This is a genomic window from Pseudomonas sp. Rh2, assembly GCF_040762985.1.
Taxonomy (GTDB): domain Bacteria; phylum Pseudomonadota; class Gammaproteobacteria; order Pseudomonadales; family Pseudomonadaceae; genus Aquipseudomonas; species Aquipseudomonas taiwanensis.
The window spans coordinates 2,601,764-2,619,697 of the sequence record NZ_CP142890.1 but is presented as its reverse complement, the minus strand read 5'-3'; the positions used below and the strand labels follow the sequence as shown (position 1 = coordinate 2,619,697).

The window sequence follows — 17,934 nt, the reverse complement described above, 5'->3', positions numbered from 1 at the left end:
CTTTGCTGCACTTAAAAGTCCCGCTTGTAGAAGATGTCCAGCGAGCTTGCCAGCCCGCTGGCCGCTTCGAGATAGACCTTCTTGCTCAGCTTGTAGCGCAACGCGATGGTGTTGGCTGGCTCGAACACCCCTACCCCATAACGCAGGCTCAGTCGCTCGGTCAGGTTACCACTGGCCACGACGCTGGTGGCGTTGCCCGACCCCTCGGTATCGAGTTGGAAATCGTCAATGCCAAGGCTCGATGCCAGGCTGCCGGTGATCCCGGCGCTGCCTGCCAGCCCAAGGCCCAGGGCAGCCTCGGCCAACATGTTACTGTCCTCGCCCGAGGCGCCCAACGGGCGGCCCAGCACCAGATAGGACAACGCTTGTTCCTGGCTCATCGCCGGTTCCGAGAACACCTGGGTGGTCGGTTGCTCGGCGCTGCCACTGAGGCGGATACCGGCAATCACATCGTCGACTTTGCGGATCGCCTCGATGTCCAGGTACGGCTGGTCGATGGGCCCTGCGAACAGCAAGCGCGCACGACGAATGGTCAGGCGCTGGCCATAGGCACGGTAACGGCCATCGGCCAGGCTCAGTTCGCCACGGGTGTCCAGGTTATCGCCGATGTGTACATGCCCCAACAGGTTGGCGGAGAGGCCGAAGCCGCTGAACGAGAGCTTGTCGCGTCCCACTTCTACGTCGATGTCCATGGCCACGGCCATGGGCGCCTTGCCCTCTTCGGTCTGGTGGCCGACGATGACGGTGTCGTCCGACACCTTCACCGTCGACGGTGGCAGCTCGCGCACGGTGATGTTGCCCTTGGGCACCAACACTTTGCCAGTGACCGACAGTTTGTCGTCGACCAGGCGCAGACTGAGGTCTGGCGCGACTTCCAGTTCTGCATACGGCTCGACCGTGACAGGCAATTGCTGACCCTGTAGGCGCACGTCCATGCCCAGGGCCTGGCCCCAGGTCAGGTGCCCGGAAAGTTGCCCGCGACCCGCCGCCCCGCTGCGCCAGTCGCCATTGAGTTGCACCCGTTCACCGGCGATCTGCGCTTGCAACGACAAGCCCTGCAAACTCACCGGCAGCTCGGCTCCGCTCACCTCGCCCCCGCTGAGCACCACGTCGCCATTGACCTGCGGTGCCAACAGGGTGCCGGAGAGCCGGCCACTGCCGTTCAACTGCCCGGCCAGCCGCTCGACCATGGGCACGAACGGTCGGGCGACCGAGAGGTCCAGGCCCGCCAGGCGGAAGTCACCCGACAGCGGTTTGTCCTTGCCCAACGGATCGAGGCGCGTGGTGACGTTGAGCTCGCCCAGCCGCTCGCCACGAAAATCCAGGCGGGTGTCGACCCGTCGCGGCGCCAGGGTGCTGTCCAGCCGCAGGGCCTGGTACGGGAAGTCGATCCAACGGCCGTTGTCGCGTACACGCAGGGTGCCGCCACTGGCGTCGATAACGATCTTGCCCTTGGGGCCGCTGGCGGGAACATCCAGATTGACGTCGGCATTGAGCAGCCCCTGCCAGGCAAAGTCCTTGGGCAACCACTGGGCCAGGCTCTCCAGCGGGAACTGCTTGAGGTGGTAACGCAGGCGCGGCTCAGGTGCCAGGCGCTGGTCGTCACCGCACAGGCTGGCCTGGCCGGAACGCCAGCAATGGGCGCCAAAGTCCAGTTGGCCGCTGGCCAGACGCTGCAAACGTGCCGGCCCTTGCAGTTGCCAATCCTGACCACCGGCCTGGATCCGTCCGCTGGCCAGTCGGCCGCGCCAGTCGCCCTTGTTCAACTGGCCATCCAGACCCAAGTCGAGTTTCAGCTGCGGGCCATCCAAAGCCAGGGTCAGTGCCTGCTGCCGGATGTCGCCCTTGCCATTGGCCTGCAGCGTGCCGAGGGATGTTTCGCCCAGACGAATACCGCTGGCCTTGAGCTCGATCAGGCCGCGCTGGGCGTTATCCAGACGAGCATCCAGGTCCAGGCGCTGGATCCGGTTCTCGGCCTGGACCAGTTGCTGACCCTGCAGGTCCAGCGTGCCTTGGGGCGCCTTGAGTGTTCCGCTGATGTCCAGCCGGCCTTTGGCCTGCCCTTGCAGCCTTGGCCAAAGCTGGCCCAGGCGCGGCAGGTCAAGGTCCACCCGCCCGGCCAGGCGCTGCTGCATACTGCCGCTGCCGGTGATGCGGTTGTCCCCCAGCTGCACGGCCAAGGCGCCCAATGTCCAGCTCTGGGCAGCGCCCTGGGCCTCTACCTTGAGCACCGCCGGCTGACCACGCAGGCGCCCCTTTAGATCCAACTGGGCATCGAGGGTGAGTTGCTCGCCTTTGAACTCACCCTTGCTTCGCAACGGCCCCGCCAGGGTACCGGGTAGCTCGGCGAGCCAGTAAGCGGGATCGAGCGCCGACAGCTGCAGGTCGACATCCCACGCCAGTGTGTCGGCGAAACGCACGGCAACATTGCCGCTCGCCTTGCCCTGGCCTGCCACCAGCGCCAGTTGCGGCAACCGAACCTGGCCCAGGTCGCCTTCGAACGGGCTGGCCAACGTGAAGGCACCTGCCGGGCCGTCGAGTTCACCCTTGAACGTACCTTGGTAACTGCCATCGCGGTAATGCACCTGGGCATCGAGGCGCTTGAGGCTGACTTCAGGCGGGGTTTCCAAGGGGTACAGGCGCAGCCAGGGGAAGTCCAGCCAATCCAATTGGGCATCGGCCTGCAGGGCGTTCTGCCAATCGGCGGTGGCACTTAGCTTCAACCGCTGGGTTTCACTGGCGCTCAGGTCCAAGGCATCGAGTCTTGCCCCCTTGGCATCCACACGCCCCGCCAGCACCAGCGACACGGGGGCTTGTTCGGCAGGCAAACTGGCCGAGCCAGTCAGCTGATAACCCTTTAGCAAGTCACCCTCGGCGTCCAGCTTGAGCTGGTTGAGTTGCACGGTGTCCGGAAGCGCAGCTGCGGGCTTGAACGCTTCGGAACGGACGTGCAGCTTGGCCGGCAGGTGCTCGGCAAGGGCCTGCAGCTCACCGGTCAACCGGGCATTGAGATAACCGGTGCTGCTCGCATCCAGTTCGAGGGTTCGCTGCAAATCCCCCTTGGCGGTCACGGCCAGTTGCCAGGCCTGACCTTCCACGGCTGGCAGCTGTAGCTGGCCATCGAGTTGCAGCGGCCAATCGCCTTCGGGCAAGAGATTACCCTGCAACGCCAGGTGCAGATCGTCCCGATGCACTTGCAGGCGGTCGATGCGAAGCCCAGTGGTCGTCCAGTGCGCCGCCAGTTGCAGGTCGCCCAACAGATCATTGCCGTCGAGTCGCAACTGCCCGACCTCGACCGTACCCACTTCGATCCCGATCGGCAGGCGCAACACCGGCAGCTGCACAGGGCTGGTGTCAGCAGGCGCGTCGCTGGGCGCAAAGGCCATGTCGACCCGCTGGGCCTTGAGCCGGTCGATGCACAAGGTGGCACGCAACAGGCAAGCGGGCGACCAGGACAGCACCGGCTCCTGGAGCTCGACACGGTTACCGCCATCTGCCCAGACAATCTGACGGGCCTGCCAACTGCCACCCAGGCGCCCCTGGAATTCAGTGACTTCGAGCCCAGGCACCTGACCCAGCAGCCAGCGCCCGACAGCTTCGCTAGCCAGTATCGCGCCGAGCGCCAAGGCCACTAACAGCACGATGGCCAGCAGGCTCAGCCCAAGGGTTCTCAACACACGCATCACAGCTCAGGCCCCATGGAAAAGTGCAGGCGGAAACCGCCATCGTCATCGAGCGCCCTGGCCAGGTCCAGACGCAGCGGCCCGACCGGCGATACCCAACGCACACCGATGCCGACCCCGGTCTTGAGGCTGGGCAGTTCAAGCGTATTGAACGCGTTGCCTTGGTCGACGAAGGTCGCAACGCGCCACTTCTCGGCCAACGAATACTGGTACTCGGCGCTGGCGGCCACTAGGTAGCGCCCCCCGATCCGGTCGCCGTCGCTGTTCTTCGGCGACAAGCTCTGGTAGTCGTAGCCGCGCACGCTCTGGTCGCCACCGGCGAAGAAACGGAGTGACGGCGGAATGTTGTTCTTGTAACCATTGGTGGCACTGCCGCCGAACTGCACACGGCCCAGGAAACGGTGGTTGTGGCCAAGCGTCGTCAGGCCTTTCAACAGGACATTGCCATGCAGCAGGTTGGTGTCCGAAACCAGCCCCTCCTTGGCCGCCTGAACATCGAACTGCAGGCGGTAGCCGCTGTGCGGGTCGATGCGGTTGTCGCTGCGCAGATACGAAAAACTCACGCCTGGCATCAGCAGGTTGCTAAGGCCCGAGTCGTCGCCCAGGCGGTACTCCTCGCGCTGGTACTTGAGCGAGATGACCCGCTGCCAACCACTGGGCAGCTTGCTGTGCCATTCCGGGCCGACGGTCAACAGCTTGCTGAGGGTGTCGGTTCCGGCGAGCTCTTCGTTCTGATAGCCACCGGCGAACCGCAGTTTGTCGGTCAGCGGAGGGTCCAGGGGAATGTCGTACCAAAGGCCGACGTTCTGCCGCGGGGCCGATAGTTCGGTTTCCCAGCCGTAGCTGTGCCCTTGTGGGTTGACCCAGTGGCGGGTCCAGTTGGCCTTGCCACGCGGACCAACGTCGGTCGAGAAACCCAGGCCCAGGCCCATGGTGCGCGGTTTGCGGGTTTGCAGATGGACGTCCACCGGGATGTCTTCGCCCACGGCGGCAGTGGGCGCCGCGTCGACCCGCACGCCTTCGAAGTAGCCGCTGGACTGCAAGTCGTTGTTGAGCTCGGCCACCAGTTCCGAATCGTAGGGGGTGCCAGGCTTGAACGAAACCATGCGTTGCAGCAGTTCTTCATCCAGTGGCGTGTCGCCACCGAACGTGACCGCGCCCAGGCGGTAGCGTGGGCCGCTCTGGTACACCAGCTCGATGTCGGCCACCCCGGCCTGGGGGTCCACTGCCAGACGCTGGCGAGTGAACCGACCGCTGAAGAATCCATAGCGCGAGGCCTGGTTCTGGATCAGCCGCTTGGCATCCTCGTAGTGGCCGTGGTTAAGCGGCTCGCCCGGACGCAGCGCACGACCGTCCGGTATGCGAAACGCCTTCATCTCACTGGCTGGCCCTTCGATGCGCACCGTCACGTTGCGCAGGCGCACCGGTTCGCCGGGTTCAATGCGGATGATCAATTGCGGGTGTTCGTCGGCCTTGGCTGCGGGCTTGACCTCAGTGTCGATCTGCGCCTGATAGTAGCCCAGTGCCTGCGCAGCCTTGCGCGCCTGCTCCTGCGCCCCGCGACTGAAGCGCAGCAGCGCTTCCTCGTCGCGGTCACCCAGATTACCGATATAGCCTTCGACATTGGCCTTGAGCGCTTTATTGGCCGGCTTGACCTTCACCAGCAACTCGCTCTGGCCCCATGCTGCGAAACTGGCGGCCCAGAAAATAAGGCCCCAGGTGAATCTTCCTGAATACGTCATGCGGCGCATGCTACCAGAGCCGGGCCCTCATGGGAGGCGTTCAGGCCTCCGTCATTCTTGATGACACAGGATTGGGATGAAAGAACACCCTTTCCCGGATTGGTCCTACAGCTACCTCGCCGATCTCTTCGTACCCCTGGCGTTGGTAGAACGCCAGATAATGCTCATTGCCCGTATCCAGCACCACCCCTTGGGTGTTTGGGTCTTCCGCGCACCAGTCGTGCACGGCCTGGAGCAATTGTTCACCGTAGTGCCGGCCCTGAAATTGCGGATGGACCCCCAGCAAAGGCAGCACATGCACCCTGGCGCCCGGCAGGCAACTGGCCAATGCGGCCTGGTATTCCATGTAGCGGCGCGTGCAGCGCAAGCCAGTGCCCAACATCATGCGCAGGCGCCAGGCCCAGCTGTCGGCCACCCCCAACCGTCGTTGCGGCGGCACGATCAGTGCCAAGGCGATCAGGCGGTCATCCAGCAAAAGGCCAATGGCGGGCAATTGCAAATAGAAGTGCTGGCGCACCCACTCACGCACCATCACCCGCAGGCGCCTTTCGTAGCCAGGCCGCTGGCCCTCGAACACATAGCCGAACGTCGGTTCGTGGCGATAGGCGTGGTACAGCAGCGAGCGCACCTCACGGCTATAGCCCTCATCGAGCATACAGACACGGGCCTTGGCTTCAGTGGTTTCGGGCATCGCGGGCGGTCCTCCTGGAAAGGTCATTCAGTGCCTTGGAGGTGCCTGGACGCACATCGTTCACCCCCTCCAGCACGTTAGCAGCGCCACCCCAAGGCTGCCACGCTGGTGGAGACGGCCGATGTCGGCTAGCATCCGGCCTTTTACCAGGATTGTCTTTCGATGAAGATCGTCTGTTTCAACATCAACGGCCTGCGTGCCCGCCCGCATCAGCTGGCGGCGCTGATCGAAAAGCACCAGCCGGACGTGATCGGCCTGCAGGAAACCAAGGTCAGCGACGATCAGTTCCCTCTGGCCGAGGTCCAGGCACTGGGCTACCACGTGCACTTCCATGGCCAGAAAGGCCACTACGGCGTCGCCCTGCTATCGCGCCAGGCGCCTCTTAGCCTGTTCAAAGGCTTTGCCACCGACGAAGAAGATGCCCAGCGCCGTTTCATCTGGGGCTCCTTCGCCGATGCCAACGGCACCCCGATCACTATCATGAACGGCTACTTCCCCCAAGGCGAAAGCCGCGACCACCCCACCAAGTTCCCGGCCAAACAGCGCTTCTACAGCGACTTGCAGGCCCTGCTCGAAGGGCAGTTCCACAATCACGAGCCGGTGCTGGTGATGGGCGACATGAACATCTCGCCCCAGGACTGCGATATCGGGATCGGCCCGGACAACGCCAAGCGCTGGCTGAAGACCGGCAAATGCAGCTTCCTGCCTGAAGAGCGGGAATGGATGGAGCGCCTGAAGGGCTGGGGCCTGGTGGACAGCTTCCGTCACTTGTATCCGGAAGTGAACGACCGCTTCAGCTGGTTCGACTACCGCAGCCGCGGCTTCGAGGACGAGCCCAAGCGCGGACTGCGCATCGACCTGATCATGGCCTCGCAAGCCCTGGTGCCGCGCCTGAAGGCCGCAGGGGTGGATTACGAGCTGCGTGGCATGGAAAAGCCCTCGGACCATGCGCCGATCTGGCTGGAATTGAGCTGAAACGAATCGCCGGCAAGCCAGCCTCTACGAAGTCGTCGTACGCTCCGTAGAGCCGGCTTGTCCGCGATCGGACCGACTACAGGCCCAAGCGCAGCGCCTCGCCAACACCGGCGCCGCGCACATCGTCCGCCGCACTGACCAGTGCGAAGTTGTACGCCCCATGGGACCAGTAGCGTGCCTCCAACCGCCCATCCGTGCGCTGCCCCTGCGGCATGCGCGCGAAGCGTTCGCCCGGCGAGCGCAGAAACAGACTGATGCGTTGCCCTTCACGGTCCTGGAATACCAGCAAAGCCGCCGGCCCCTGCTCGTTGCTGAGCAGTCGTGCCCCCACCGGCTTGAAGCCGTATCCCGCGAGGTCTGGCAACTGCCCTACCCGACTGAAATGCCGCTCCAGCCAGTCGCGCAACTGTGCCGGGTCGCTGGCCTGGATATCCAGCGCTTCGCTGGCAGCGAACAGGCGATGGGCCTGCACGGCATCGGCCATGGGCAGGCCAGCGTCCGCCAACGTGGCGTCCCGTGCCTGCCAGCCAACCAATCCACCCACTCCCACGGCCAGCAGCAACACCGCAGCCGACGCCCAGCGGCGCTGCCTGCGATGACGCAAGCGTTGCTGCAGCCTGCCCACATCCAACTGTGACGAGCCTGGCTGCTCGCCGAAACCTGCCAATGCCGCCCGCAAACGCCGGGCATCGCTTCGCCAGGCCTCGACCCTTTGCGCTTCCAACGGGTTGGCCGCCAACCAGGCTTGCACTTCGGCTCGCCGTGAGGGCTCCAGACGGTCATCGACGTAGGCATGCAGCTCGTGTTCACTGGGAATAAGGCGCGTCATTTCAGTCTCCGCAAGGCCGGGGGCTGCGGGTTGCCCTCGGTCAGTTCACGCAACGCGGCACGGGCGCGCGACAGGCGCGACATCACGGTACCGATGGGAATCCCTAGGGCGTGGGCGGCCTCCTTGTAGCTCAGGCCCTCGACGCTGACCAGCAACAACAGGGCGCGCTGCTCGTCCGACAATCGCGCGAAGGCCTGCAAGTCCGCCTGGGCCAGGATGATGCGTTCGATATCGCCGCCAACCGGCTCTTCCTGCGCCTCGGCGCGCCCAAACCAGGACAGCCAACGCGCATGCAGGCGGTCACGGCGCTTGCCATCGAGAAACTGCCGATAAAGGATGGTGAACAGCCAGGCGCGCAGGCTGTCGGCGTCACGCTGCTGACTGCTACGGCTGAGGGCACGCTCGACGGTCGCCTGGACCAGGTCGTCGGCGCTGCCAGACTCGCGCGTCAGCCAGATGGCAAAGCGGCGCAGACGCTGCAGCAGCTCGCGCCATTGGTGTTCGTCCAAATCATGCATGGAAGTCATCCGGCCCCTGGGATGGTCAGTGTAGAGGGCAGACGCCCGGCCACAAAATTTATTCCCTCGCAGGGAATAACCGCCTTCCTGCCCCGTCGTACCGGCACCTCAACTGCACCGGACGATGACCATGAACTCACCCTTGCACGGCCCCGCCAAGCACCTGCGGCTGGCCGCCATAGGCGCCATCATGCTGGCCATGGGCGCGGGTTTCGCCTATGCCGCTGGCTGGATCGGCGGCCCAACAGTGACCCCGCAGCGCATCATAGATACCTTCGAGGCCCAGGCTGGCCATTACCCCGGCTACCGCAAGAACCATGCGAAAGGCCTGTGTGTCAGCGGTTACTTCCAGGCCAGCGGCCAGGCGGCGACGCTGTCGACGGCGCGGGTGTTCAGCCAGGCGCGGGTACCGGTCATCGGCCGGTTCGCCATTGGGGGGGCCAATCCGTTCGCACCGGACACCGCGGTGCCCGTGCGCAGTCTGGCGCTGCAACTGAGTACCGATGACGGCCAGCTCTGGCGTACCGGTATGAACAACCCTCCCGTGCTGGCGGTGAGCACGCCGCAGGCGTTCTATGAACAGGTGCTGGCCAGCGCGCCTGACCCTGCCACCGGCAAGCCTGACCCGGCAAGGCTACAAGCATTCTTCGCCGCCCATCCGGAAAGCGCGGCGTTCCGCCAATGGGCCGCCAGCTATACCCCGAGCGACAGCTTCGCCAGCACCCAATACCACAGCATCAATGCCTTTCGCCTGATCGACGGCGATGGCAAGGCTCACCCGGTGCGCTGGCAATTGGAGCCACAGACCCACTTCGCCGCGCTCCCAGGCAAGGTCGATGACAAACAATTCCTGCAACATGACCTGCAACAACGCCTGGCCCAGGGCCCGTTGCGCTGGACCTTGCGCCTGGTGCTGGCCGAGGCCGGCGACGCCGTGGACGACCCGGCCCAGCCCTGGCCTGCGCAACGGCGCCGAGTGGACGCTGGCACCTTGGTGATCGAACGAGTGGACGCCCCTGAACAAGGTGCCTGCCGCGACCTGAACTTCGACCCGCTGATTCTCCCCCGTGGCATCGAACCTTCCGCCGACCCGATCCTCGCCGCCCGCTCGGCGGCCTATTCGGAGTCTTTCAATCGCCGCAGCCGCGAATCGCTCAGCACCGGAGCCCGCCCATGAAACCTGAAGCTTTCCACCCCCTGGCCCGCTCGCTGCACTGGCTGATGGCAGTGTTGATCCTGGCCATGCTGTTCATCGGCGTGAGCATGGTCGCCGACCTGTCAACCCGCCACCCGATGCTGGTCGAGCTGCACAAGGCCACCGGCCTGGCGCTGCTGGTACTGGTGCTGCTGCGTATCGGCGTGCGCCTGACCCGACCTCATCCGCCCCTGCCCGACGACTTGCCGACTGTGCAACGGTTCGCTGCCGGCGCCTCGCACCTGCTGCTCTATGCCCTGATGCTGGCCATGCCGCTGCTGGGCTGGGCAATGCTGTCGGCGGGCGGTTACCCTCGACCGCTGCAGCTACCGGCCATCGCCCCACACGACCTGCAACTGTACGCCGTACTGCGCCAAGCCCATGGCTGGGCCGGGTACCTGTTGTTCGCCACTGTCCTGCTGCACCTGGGTGCAGCGTTGATGCACGCACTGGTGCGCCGGGACGGCGTGTTGCGTAGCATGTGGCCAGGCCCCCTGCGCCGCGGCGAATGACAGCGTGCGGTCCAGGCCGGTTCGACAACCGATGAGTGCTCTTAATAAGATCGCCCTTTAACGCTGAAACTGCCTGGACTGCCCGATGACTGCTGCAAAGGATCCTGCCACCCTGGGTGTCACACGCACCCTCGACCTGCGCCCCCTGCTGCTGGCCAACATGGCCTGCACCATGTCGATGATGGCCTTCGTGGCCTTGATCGGGCCAATTGCCCGGCTGCTGGGGATGGCGACCTGGCAGGCCGGGGCAGCCGTGACCGTGGCCGGCGTGGTCTGGGTGCTGCTGGCACGCCCCTGGGGGCGCGCGGCCGACCGCCTCGGACGCCGACGCATCCTGCTGCTAGGCAGTGCGGGCTTTACCCTGGCCTACTGGTCATTGTGCCTGTTCGTCGAAGGCGCCTTGCGCTGGCTGCCAGACGCCACCTTGGCGTTCGTCGGTCTGATGCTGGCTCGCGGGCTGATCGGCGCGTTCTACGCGGCCCTGCCGGTGGCCGGCAATGCGCTGATCGCCGACCATGTCGAACCGCAACGTCGGGCCCGAGCCATGGCCTCCCTGGGCGCAGCCAATGCTGTGGGGCTGGTACTGGGCCCGGCGATTGCCGCGCTGTTGGCACGCCACAGTCTGAGCCTGCCGTTTCACATCATGTCCTTGCTACCGGCCACCGCGTTCATCGTGTTGCTGTTCAAGCTAAAGCCGCAACCGTTGGCCCACAGCCATGCGCCGAGCCCGGTGCGCCTGACCGACCCGCGCCTGCGCCGCCCCCTGCTGGTGGCCTTCAGCGCCATGCTCAGCGTCACCGTTTCGCAGATCATCGTCGGTTTCTTCGCCCTCGACCGTTTGCACCTGCCGCCGACCGAGGCAGCCCAGGCAGCCGGCATCGCCTTGACTACGGTCGGGGTGGCACTGATCCTGTCGCAGATCGCCCTGCGCCAGCTGGAATGGCCACCGCTGAAGATGATACGGGTTGGCGCCAGCGTCTCGGCGCTGGGCTTTGCCGGCGGCGCTCTGGCCACGAGCGCGCCCTGGCTCTGGGGTTGCTACTTCGTCGCCGCCGCGGGCATGGGCTTTGTGTTCCCGTCCTTTTCCGCGCTGGCCGCCAATGCCATGCACGCGTCGGAACAAGGCGCCACGGCCGGCTCCGTCGGCGCGGCGCAGGGGATGGGCGCGGTGATAGGGCCACTGGCTGGCACCTTGGTCTACGCGCTGGATCCACGCCTGCCATTCCTTGCGGTTGCCGTGTTGTTGCTGCTGGTCGGGCTGTGGCCAATGCCCCGCGACCAACGCACCTGACAAGCACTGCGCGCAAGGCTTCAGAGTGTGCTTTAATGCGTCGCCCATTATTTTTTACACCTCTGATTACAAGGCGGCTATGGACACGGGGACACGACTCAAACTGGTGCGTGAACGCAACAACCTCTCCCAACGGGAGCTGGCCCGTCGCAGCGGCCTGACCAACTCGACGATTTCGCAGATCGAGCAAAACCGCGTCAGCCCTTCGGTCAGTTCCCTGAAAAAACTGCTCGAGGGGATCCCGATGACCTTGGCGGAGTTCTTCAGCTTCGACGAGCCGGTGCGGGAAGAGCGCTTCGTGTTCCGCGCCAACGAGCAGCCTGACCTGGGCCGCAACGGCCTGCGCATGCTGCTGGTCGGTGCGAGCGTCGAAGCCCGCCAGATGCGTATGCTGCGCGAGCTGTATGCACCAGGCGCCGACTCCGGCGAGCCGATCGTGCATGCCGAGGGCGAAGAATGCGGGCTGGTCACCCGGGGCACGGTCGAATTGTGGGTCGATGGCCAGGTCAGCGTGCTCAACTCCGGCGATGGCTACTACATCCCCACTACCCTGCCGCACAGTTTCAAGAACATCGGTCCGGACGAGGCCGAAATCATCAGCGCCAACACGCCGGCCAACTTCTGACCGTGCCTGAACCCGGCCAGCGCTTGCACTCCCGGGCCGTTTACCAGTGCCTGCGCGAGACGGCCCTCGGCGTTCGCTCGCTGCAGGTTCGCGCCCGTGATGGGCATGGGCTGGTCGAAGTGGACATCGACGGCTGGCAGCTGACCCTGGCCGTGGATGCCGAAGGCCTGGCCCATTGCGTGCGCTGCCAGTCCCCCGAGGGCCTGCAGGCCGATCTGGAAGACTGGCAACGCTACGGCAGCAACCCCACCGACCTGCTCAGTCTCTGGGAGCGTACCCAGCTCGAGAAACTGCTGGCTGGCTAACGCAACGCACCTTCGACGAAGCCCAGGCGATCCTGCCCGAAGAACATCTGCCCATCGACAAAGAACGTCGGTGCACCGAACACCCCACGCGCCACTGCTTCTTCGGTCACCTGCTTGAGCGTCGCCTTGACCTGTGGCTCGGCGGCCAAGGCCTGGAACGCGGCAGGGTCGAAGCCTGCCTGGCGCAAGGTAACGTCCAGCACTGCAGCATCCCCCAGGTTCAACTGCTTCGCCCACAGGCCAGTGAACAGCACGTCGAGCAACGTTTCGAAGCGCTCGGGTGCCAGCAATTGCGTGCCGGTCAAGCCGCGCATCAGGCTCAGGGTGTTGATCGGAAAGCCCGGGGGCATGGCGAACGGCACGCCATAGCGCGCAGCGAAGCGCCCCAGGTCGGTGAACATGTAGCGCCCCTTGGCCGGGATCATGGCGGGTGAAGCATTACCGGTCGCCTGGAACACACCGCCCAGCAACAAGGGTCGGTAGCGAAGCTCGGCGCCGTGGCGGTCGCAGATACCCGCCACTTGGGTCCAGGCCAGATAGCTGGCCGGGCTGCCCAGATCGAAGAAAAACTCGACAGTCTTGCCCATTGAAAGCTCCTTGTTCGACATAGGGGTCACCAGCGCTCCATCCATGGCCGCAGATCCAGCTCGAAGGTCCAGGCGTCCCGTGGCTGGACATGCAGGAACCAGTAGCTGTCGGCGATATGTGCCGGGTCGAGGATACCGTCCTGGTCCTTGAGGGCGTAGCGCTCGGGGAAGCTGTCGCGAATGAAGGCGGTGTCGATGGCCCCATCGACCACCACATGGGCGACGTGAATGTTTCGCGGGCCCAGTTCACGGGCCATGCTCTGGGCCAGCGCGCGCAAGGCATGCTTGGCCCCGGCGAAGGCGGCGAACCCAGCAGCGCCTCGGGTGCCAGCCGTGGCACCGGTGAAGAGGATCGTGCCGCGCTCGCGCACCACCATCCGCCGGGCAACCGCCTGTGCGGTCAGGAAGCCGGCGAAGCAGGCCATTTCCCAGATCTTGAAATACTTGCGGGGCGTTTCCTCGAGAATGCTGCACGGCACATTGGCGCCGATATTGAAGACAAACGCCTCGATCGGGCCAATGTCGCGCTCGATGGTCTCGATCAGCTGCGTCACCTCTTCTTCCTTGCGGGCATCGGAGCCAAAACCATGGGCCTGGCCGCCCGTAGCGCGGATCTCGTCCACCAGGGGTTGCAGCTTCTCGGCCTGGCGTCGTGTGACGCAGGCGGTGTACCCCTCGCGGGCGAAACGCTTGGCAATTTCCCCTCCGGTGGCATCGCCGGCACCGATCACCAGCACTACTTTTTGTTGTTCTGTCACGACCCGCCTCCATTAGTGAACGATCACTTAGTAAACGAACGCTATGTTATGATCGCCCCCATCGTCAAGTCAGGGCGCGAGGGGTTTCGGATGCGCTATTCCACCGAACACAAGCAACAAACGCGAGAAAGACTGCTGGCCAGCAGCGGCGCGCTGGCCAAGCGTGGCGGCTTCTCCAGCACCGGCGTGGCCGGGCTGATGAAGGCCATTGGCCTGACCGGAGGCGCCTTCTACAACCACTTTCCATCCAAGGACGATTTGTTCACCGAAGTGGTCCGCCAGGAGTTGTGCAACAGCCCACTGGCCCGCCTGGCCAATCGAGGCACCAGCAAGGCACGCCTGGCACGCTGTCTTGAGCAATACCTGAGCCTGGCTCACCTGCACAATCCCGAGGGTGGTTGCCCGTTGCCCCCGCTAGGTGTTGAAATCGCTCGGGCCGAGCCACAGGTGCGCGAGGAAGCCGAGCATTGGCTGGTAGCCCTGCATGATGCGTGGAGCGAAACGCTGCAAGACCCGCAACTGGCCTGGGTGCTGATCAGCCAGTGCGTGGGCGCCCTGGTGGTCGGGCGCATGATGGTCAGCGAACACGTGCAAACCCAGGTGCTGGATGCCAACCGTACCTTCGTCGACAAGGCCTTGAATGAAGCTCTCTAGTCTTTTGCTTGGCCTTGTGCTGTCTGCCCCCGCATTCGCCGAACAAGCGTGCCCTCCTGGGCAATACCAGGTGTGCCTGATGGGATGCTTCTGCGCGCCGATCGACCCCGGCCAGGCCGGGCAGATTCTCAAGGACGTCGAGGTCGTCGCCTCCAGCAGCCTGGTGTTCGCCCTGCAGCAGGCCCGCGACGAAGCCACGGCCAGCGGCACACAGCCCATTCCGCTGCATATCCGGGTACAACTGGAACCCTGGTACGATTTCGCCGTGCTCGACGCCGCACGTTACCGGGTCGGCGACGAGCAACAGGTGAGCGCCGCCAATGCCCTGCTGCAGAACCCTGACGTGAATGCGGTCACGCTCATCGACACCATCATATTCCGCCACGCGACCGATGCCGAGGACAACGTGGCGCTGTGGGCGCATGAACTCAAGCACGTTCAGCAGTATCAGCAATTGGGCGTGGAAGAGTTCGCGCGGCGCTACACCCGAAATTACGAGGAGCTGGAAGCGCCGGCTTACAAGATCGAGGCTCAGGTGAATAAGACCCTGCGCCAGCGAGGCTCGGGTCAGGCGCGCTAGCCGTTGGTGACAACCTCACCCGCTTCATCGCGACTGGCGTAGCGCTGCGCCAGTACCGCGCAGACCATCAGTTGGATTTGGTGGAATAACATCAACGGTAAAATCATCGCCCCGATACCGCTGCCTACGAACAGCACCTGCGCCATGGGCACACCGGTGGCCAGGCTCTTCTTCGAACCTGCGAACAGAATGGTGATGCGATCCTCGAGGTTGAACCCCAGCATCTTGCCCAGCATATGGGTGCCCAGGAGCACCACGGCCAGCAGGATGGCGCACACCGCGAACAACCCTGCCAGGTGCTGCGAGGAAACGGTGTGCCACAAACCCGTGACCACGGCCTCGCTGAATGCGGTGTAGACCACCAGTAGAATCGAACCTTGGTCGACCAGCTTGAGCCAGCGTGCATTGCGCTTGACCCAGTTGCCGATCCAGCGGCGGGCAACCTGGCCGGCCAGGAACGGCACCAGCAACTGAAGAGTGATCTTCAGCACCGCGTCCAGGCCCGAACCGGTATCGCCACTGGCACCCAGCAACATCATCACCAGCAACGGCGTGAGAAAAATACCCAGCAGACTGGAAGCCGCCGCGCTGCAGATGGCTGCTGGCACGTTACCGCGGGCCAGCGAGGTAAAGGCGATGGCCGACTGCACCGTGGCCGGCAACGCGCACAAATACAGCACGCCCAGATACAACTCGTTGCCCACCAGCGGCACGAACAACGGCTTGAAGGCCATGCCCAGCAAAGGAAACAGCACGAAGGTGCAGGAGAATACCAACAGGTGCAGACGCCAGTGGCCGGCACCGGCAATGATGGCCTCACGCGACAATTTGGCGCCATGCAGGAAGAACAGCAGGCCGATGGCCAGGTTGGTCAACCAGCCAAAGTACAACGCCCCATCACCCGAGCAGGGCAGCACGGTGGCAATGAACACCACACTGAGCAGCGCCAGGGTGAAATTGTCGAATAACATGCGCAAATACTTCATCACAGATTCCGTCTTGTCATTGTGCTGGGGCAGACGATAAGGTCTGGGCCTTTTTCCCGCTAACGCCGGAACCCCCGCCGGTATCGCTGAACGGACACTCCGTCGCACAGGACCCGCCCCCATGTCACGCTTTCTTCTTGCCACGCTGGCTACCGCTACTTCCCTCGCCTGGGTCCATGCCTCGGCCCACGCCGATGACACCCTGCAAGCACGGGTGACCCAGACCATCCGCCCGCTGATGCAGGCGTACGGGATCGCCGGCATGGCAGTGGGGGTCTACCACAAGGGCCAGGCGCATTACTTCAGCTTTGGCGTGGCCGACAAGGCAGCGGGCACACCGGTCAGCGCCGATACCCTGTTCGAGGTCGGTTCGCTGAGCAAGACCTACACGGCTACCCTCGCGGCCCTGGCCAGTGCCGAAGGCAAGCTGGACCTCGATGCGCCTGCCCGCCGCTACCAGCCCGCACTGGCCGGCACGTATCTGGGTGATGTCAGCGTGCTGGAGCTTGGTGCCTACAGCGCCGACTGCCTGCCCTTGCAGTTCCCCGACGATGTGCAGACGCCACGGCAGGTGCTGACGTTCTTCCGCCAGTGGAAACCGCACAGTGAGCGCGGCACTCAGCGCTGCTACTCGAACCCCAGCATTGGGCTGTTTGGCGATCTTGCAGCACGCGCCCAGCATCGGCCTTTCGACCCGTTGATGACCCAGGGGCTATTGCCGCGAATGGGTCTGGAGCACACCTATCTGAACGTCCCTCCCGAAGCGCGTAGCCTCTACGCCCAGGGTTATGACGCCCAGGACCAACCCGTTCGGGTCAACCCCGGCCCATATGCCGACCCGGCGTACGGCATCAAGACCAGCGCCACCGACCTGCTGCGTTACGTACGCCTGCACATGCAACCCTCCGCCTTGCCTCAACCCCTGCAGGAGGCCACCGCCATCACCCAGGCAGGTTACTTCCAGGTCGGCACAATGACTCAGGGCCTGGGCTGGGAGCGCTACCCCTACCCTGTCGACCTGCAGACCCTCGTCGATGGCAACAGCCCCAGGCTGATCCGCGAACCTCAGAGCACCCAACGCCTGAAGCCTGCCAGTCCCGCCTTGCGCAACGCCTGGTACAACAAGACCGGCTCCACCAATGGCTTTGGTGCCTACGCCGTATTCATTCCCTCCGAAGGCCAGGCCGTGGTGCTGCTAGCCAACCGCAACTACCCCAACGAGGCGCGGGTTCGGGCTGCATGGCAGATTCTGTCCGGCCTGTCGCATTGACCGGCGACACCCTTGAAAAGGCCCCGACAGGTGGATTGTCCGACAAGATGTAGTGAGAAAAAATATTCACTACAAAACGGTTGACGCCGTTCATCCGCCTTGGGCATGATGAGGCCGTCTCCCTGATCGGGAGCGGTGGCAAGGGTATTCCAGACGGCCTGCGCGGTAACGCAGGCCGTTCGTGGAGAGGGAACTGTCCAAAAGGCAGCGTGAGAAAGCCCCTGTTGCGATGCTGCTGTAGCAGCCGTGGTAGTGCGCTACACCGTGGTGGCGCCAACTGTGAAAATCACAATCAATAGGTAATGGGGGCTTTATGATGAACTTGAACAACAATCCCACGATCGACCAACTGTCCAAGCTGTTCGCCGCACGCAAGGACAGCCTCGACGATCACCTGCTGTGGGTCAGCCAGACCGGTGAGGTACGCCTCGACCGTCTGCCGCCAAACACCGTCGAAGATGAATTCGAAGCGCACCTGCCCAGTATGCGCGCACGCTTCAAGGTCTACCGCCGTGGCCAGGGCTACGTCGGCAAGAAGGCCGCCGCCGACACCGAGTTCGTAGGCCGCGTCCTGCAGACCCTGCAGGAGGAATGGCCCGCCGCCCGCGAGCGGCAGGCGATCAAGGTGATCGATTCGATCAACTGATCGAGCACGCCTCCTCATCAGCCCGGCCCGCAACGGCCGGGCTTTTTCATGCCTGTTAAACTGTCGGCCCCTGGACCTTGGAGCCCT

18 protein-coding genes are annotated in these 17,934 nt (G+C 64.3%); 10 read left to right on the top strand and 8 right to left on the bottom strand.

Going from position 1 to position 17,934, the window contains the following annotated elements; genetic code table 11:
* Positions 1–11: 11 nt before the first annotated feature.
* Genes VXM67_RS11805 through VXM67_RS11795 form a run of 3 tightly spaced genes read right to left on the bottom strand, consistent with a single transcriptional unit; the run spans position 12 to position 6,116 of the window.
* A complete protein-coding gene (locus VXM67_RS11805) occupies positions 12–3,686 on the bottom strand; it encodes a translocation/assembly module TamB domain-containing protein (protein WP_027907005.1) in 3,675 nt (1,224 codons plus the stop codon).
* Positions 3,683–5,425, bottom strand: coding sequence for an autotransporter assembly complex family protein (locus VXM67_RS11800; protein WP_027907006.1), 1,743 nt, complete (start codon positions 5,423–5,425; stop codon positions 3,683–3,685). Before VXM67_RS11800 ends, VXM67_RS11805 begins: the two co-directional genes overlap by 4 nt.
* Positions 5,426–5,465: 40 nt before the next feature.
* Positions 5,466–6,116, bottom strand: a complete 651-nt coding sequence (locus VXM67_RS11795) for an N-acetyltransferase (RefSeq protein ID WP_023380093.1) — start codon at positions 6,114–6,116, stop codon at positions 5,466–5,468.
* Between the two features lie 162 nt (positions 6,117–6,278).
* Between VXM67_RS11795 and xthA the strand changes: the two genes are divergently transcribed.
* A complete protein-coding gene (gene xthA, locus VXM67_RS11790; protein ID WP_023380092.1) occupies positions 6,279–7,091 on the top strand; it encodes an exodeoxyribonuclease III in 813 nt (270 codons plus the stop codon).
* A gap of 76 nt (positions 7,092–7,167) precedes the next feature.
* Here the strand turns inward: xthA and VXM67_RS11785 are convergent, their stop codons facing one another.
* Positions 7,168–7,920: an anti-sigma factor gene (locus tag VXM67_RS11785; RefSeq protein WP_023380090.1), complete on the bottom strand. Its 753-nt coding sequence runs from the start codon at positions 7,918–7,920 to the stop codon at positions 7,168–7,170.
* Positions 7,917–8,438, bottom strand: a complete 522-nt coding sequence (locus VXM67_RS11780; RefSeq protein WP_023380089.1) for a sigma-70 family RNA polymerase sigma factor — start codon at positions 8,436–8,438, stop codon at positions 7,917–7,919. Before VXM67_RS11780 ends, VXM67_RS11785 begins: the two co-directional genes overlap by 4 nt.
* Before the next feature lie 124 nt (positions 8,439–8,562).
* Here VXM67_RS11780 and VXM67_RS11775 point away from each other — a divergent pair, with 124 nt between their 5' ends.
* The 5 genes from VXM67_RS11775 (at position 8,563) to VXM67_RS11755 (ending at position 12,366) form a co-directional block, all read left to right on the top strand.
* On the top strand, positions 8,563–9,615 hold the full coding sequence (locus tag VXM67_RS11775; RefSeq protein ID WP_027907008.1) for a catalase family peroxidase: 1,053 nt from the start codon (positions 8,563–8,565) through the stop codon (positions 9,613–9,615).
* The gene (locus VXM67_RS11770) at positions 9,612–10,145 is read left to right on the top strand and encodes a cytochrome b/b6 domain-containing protein (RefSeq protein ID WP_023380087.1); all 534 of its coding nucleotides are present in this window, start codon (positions 9,612–9,614) and stop codon (positions 10,143–10,145) included. Before VXM67_RS11775 ends, VXM67_RS11770 begins: the two co-directional genes overlap by 4 nt.
* A gap of 85 nt (positions 10,146–10,230) precedes the next feature.
* Positions 10,231–11,436, top strand: coding sequence for an MFS transporter (locus VXM67_RS11765; RefSeq protein WP_023380086.1), 1,206 nt, complete (start codon positions 10,231–10,233; stop codon positions 11,434–11,436).
* 79 nt (positions 11,437–11,515) lie between these two features.
* Positions 11,516–12,061, top strand: coding sequence for a cupin domain-containing protein (locus tag VXM67_RS11760; RefSeq protein WP_023380085.1), 546 nt, complete (start codon positions 11,516–11,518; stop codon positions 12,059–12,061).
* Between the two features lie 2 nt (positions 12,062–12,063).
* Positions 12,064–12,366 carry a hypothetical protein gene (locus VXM67_RS11755; protein WP_238546545.1) on the top strand — a complete coding sequence of 101 codons (303 nt, stop codon included), beginning with the start codon at positions 12,064–12,066 and terminating at the stop codon, positions 12,364–12,366.
* Here VXM67_RS11755 and VXM67_RS11750 read toward each other — a convergent pair.
* Together VXM67_RS11750 and VXM67_RS11745 are read right to left on the bottom strand one after the other, a co-directional pair.
* Positions 12,363–12,953, bottom strand: coding sequence for a 2-hydroxychromene-2-carboxylate isomerase (locus tag VXM67_RS11750; protein WP_367237691.1), 591 nt, complete (start codon positions 12,951–12,953; stop codon positions 12,363–12,365). The genes VXM67_RS11755 and VXM67_RS11750 overlap by 4 nt on opposite strands.
* A gap of 26 nt (positions 12,954–12,979) precedes the next feature.
* The gene (locus tag VXM67_RS11745; RefSeq protein WP_186598374.1) at positions 12,980–13,711 is read right to left on the bottom strand and encodes an SDR family oxidoreductase; all 732 of its coding nucleotides are present in this window, start codon (positions 13,709–13,711) and stop codon (positions 12,980–12,982) included.
* A 90-nt stretch (positions 13,712–13,801) separates the two neighbouring features.
* Between VXM67_RS11745 and VXM67_RS11740 the strand changes: the two genes are divergently transcribed.
* Positions 13,802–14,365, top strand: coding sequence for a TetR/AcrR family transcriptional regulator (locus tag VXM67_RS11740; protein ID WP_023380080.1), 564 nt, complete (start codon positions 13,802–13,804; stop codon positions 14,363–14,365).
* The gene (locus VXM67_RS11735; RefSeq protein WP_027907012.1) at positions 14,352–14,945 is read left to right on the top strand and encodes a DUF4157 domain-containing protein; all 594 of its coding nucleotides are present in this window, start codon (positions 14,352–14,354) and stop codon (positions 14,943–14,945) included. Before VXM67_RS11740 ends, VXM67_RS11735 begins: the two co-directional genes overlap by 14 nt.
* Here the strand turns inward: VXM67_RS11735 and VXM67_RS11730 are convergent.
* Positions 14,942–15,931 (bottom strand): bile acid:sodium symporter family protein, encoded by a 990-nt coding sequence (locus tag VXM67_RS11730; RefSeq protein WP_367237690.1) that lies wholly within the window; start codon positions 15,929–15,931, stop codon positions 14,942–14,944. The genes VXM67_RS11735 and VXM67_RS11730 overlap by 4 nt on opposite strands.
* Before the next feature lie 121 nt (positions 15,932–16,052).
* Between VXM67_RS11730 and ampC the strand changes: the two genes are divergently transcribed.
* Positions 16,053–17,201: a class C beta-lactamase gene (ampC, locus tag VXM67_RS11725; RefSeq protein ID WP_023380074.1), complete on the top strand. Its 1,149-nt coding sequence runs from the start codon at positions 16,053–16,055 to the stop codon at positions 17,199–17,201.
* Between the two features lie 313 nt (positions 17,202–17,514).
* Positions 17,515–17,847, top strand: a complete 333-nt coding sequence (locus tag VXM67_RS11720; RefSeq protein WP_023380072.1) for a hypothetical protein — start codon at positions 17,515–17,517, stop codon at positions 17,845–17,847.
* The last annotated feature ends 87 nt before the right edge of the window (positions 17,848–17,934 follow it).

What these genes read in the sequence shown, in the direction of transcription:
- VXM67_RS11795 (WP_023380093.1), bottom strand. Translation starts at nt 6,116, where the DNA reads ATGCCCGAAACCACTGAAGCCAAGGCCCGTGTCTGTATGCTCGATGAG.
- VXM67_RS11780 (WP_023380089.1), bottom strand. Translation starts at nt 8,438, where the DNA reads ATGCATGATTTGGACGAACACCAATGGCGCGAGCTGCTGCAGCGTCTG.
- VXM67_RS11735 (WP_027907012.1), top strand. Translation starts at nt 14,352, where the DNA reads ATGAAGCTCTCTAGTCTTTTGCTTGGCCTTGTGCTGTCTGCCCCCGCA.
- VXM67_RS11775 (WP_027907008.1), top strand. Translation starts at nt 8,563, where the DNA reads ATGACCATGAACTCACCCTTGCACGGCCCCGCCAAGCACCTGCGGCTG.
- VXM67_RS11750 (WP_367237691.1), bottom strand. Translation starts at nt 12,953, where the DNA reads ATGGGCAAGACTGTCGAGTTTTTCTTCGATCTGGGCAGCCCGGCCAGC.
- VXM67_RS11765 (WP_023380086.1), top strand. Translation starts at nt 10,231, where the DNA reads ATGACTGCTGCAAAGGATCCTGCCACCCTGGGTGTCACACGCACCCTC.
- VXM67_RS11785 (WP_023380090.1), bottom strand. Translation starts at nt 7,920, where the DNA reads ATGACGCGCCTTATTCCCAGTGAACACGAGCTGCATGCCTACGTCGAT.
- xthA (WP_023380092.1), top strand. Translation starts at nt 6,279, where the DNA reads ATGAAGATCGTCTGTTTCAACATCAACGGCCTGCGTGCCCGCCCGCAT.
- VXM67_RS11740 (WP_023380080.1), top strand. Translation starts at nt 13,802, where the DNA reads ATGCGCTATTCCACCGAACACAAGCAACAAACGCGAGAAAGACTGCTG.
- VXM67_RS11770 (WP_023380087.1), top strand. Translation starts at nt 9,612, where the DNA reads ATGAAACCTGAAGCTTTCCACCCCCTGGCCCGCTCGCTGCACTGGCTG.
- VXM67_RS11720 (WP_023380072.1), top strand. Translation starts at nt 17,515, where the DNA reads ATGATGAACTTGAACAACAATCCCACGATCGACCAACTGTCCAAGCTG.
- VXM67_RS11730 (WP_367237690.1), bottom strand. Translation starts at nt 15,931, where the DNA reads ATGAAGTATTTGCGCATGTTATTCGACAATTTCACCCTGGCGCTGCTC.
- VXM67_RS11760 (WP_023380085.1), top strand. Translation starts at nt 11,516, where the DNA reads ATGGACACGGGGACACGACTCAAACTGGTGCGTGAACGCAACAACCTC.
- ampC (WP_023380074.1), top strand. Translation starts at nt 16,053, where the DNA reads ATGTCACGCTTTCTTCTTGCCACGCTGGCTACCGCTACTTCCCTCGCC.
- VXM67_RS11800 (WP_027907006.1), bottom strand. Translation starts at nt 5,425, where the DNA reads ATGACGTATTCAGGAAGATTCACCTGGGGCCTTATTTTCTGGGCCGCC.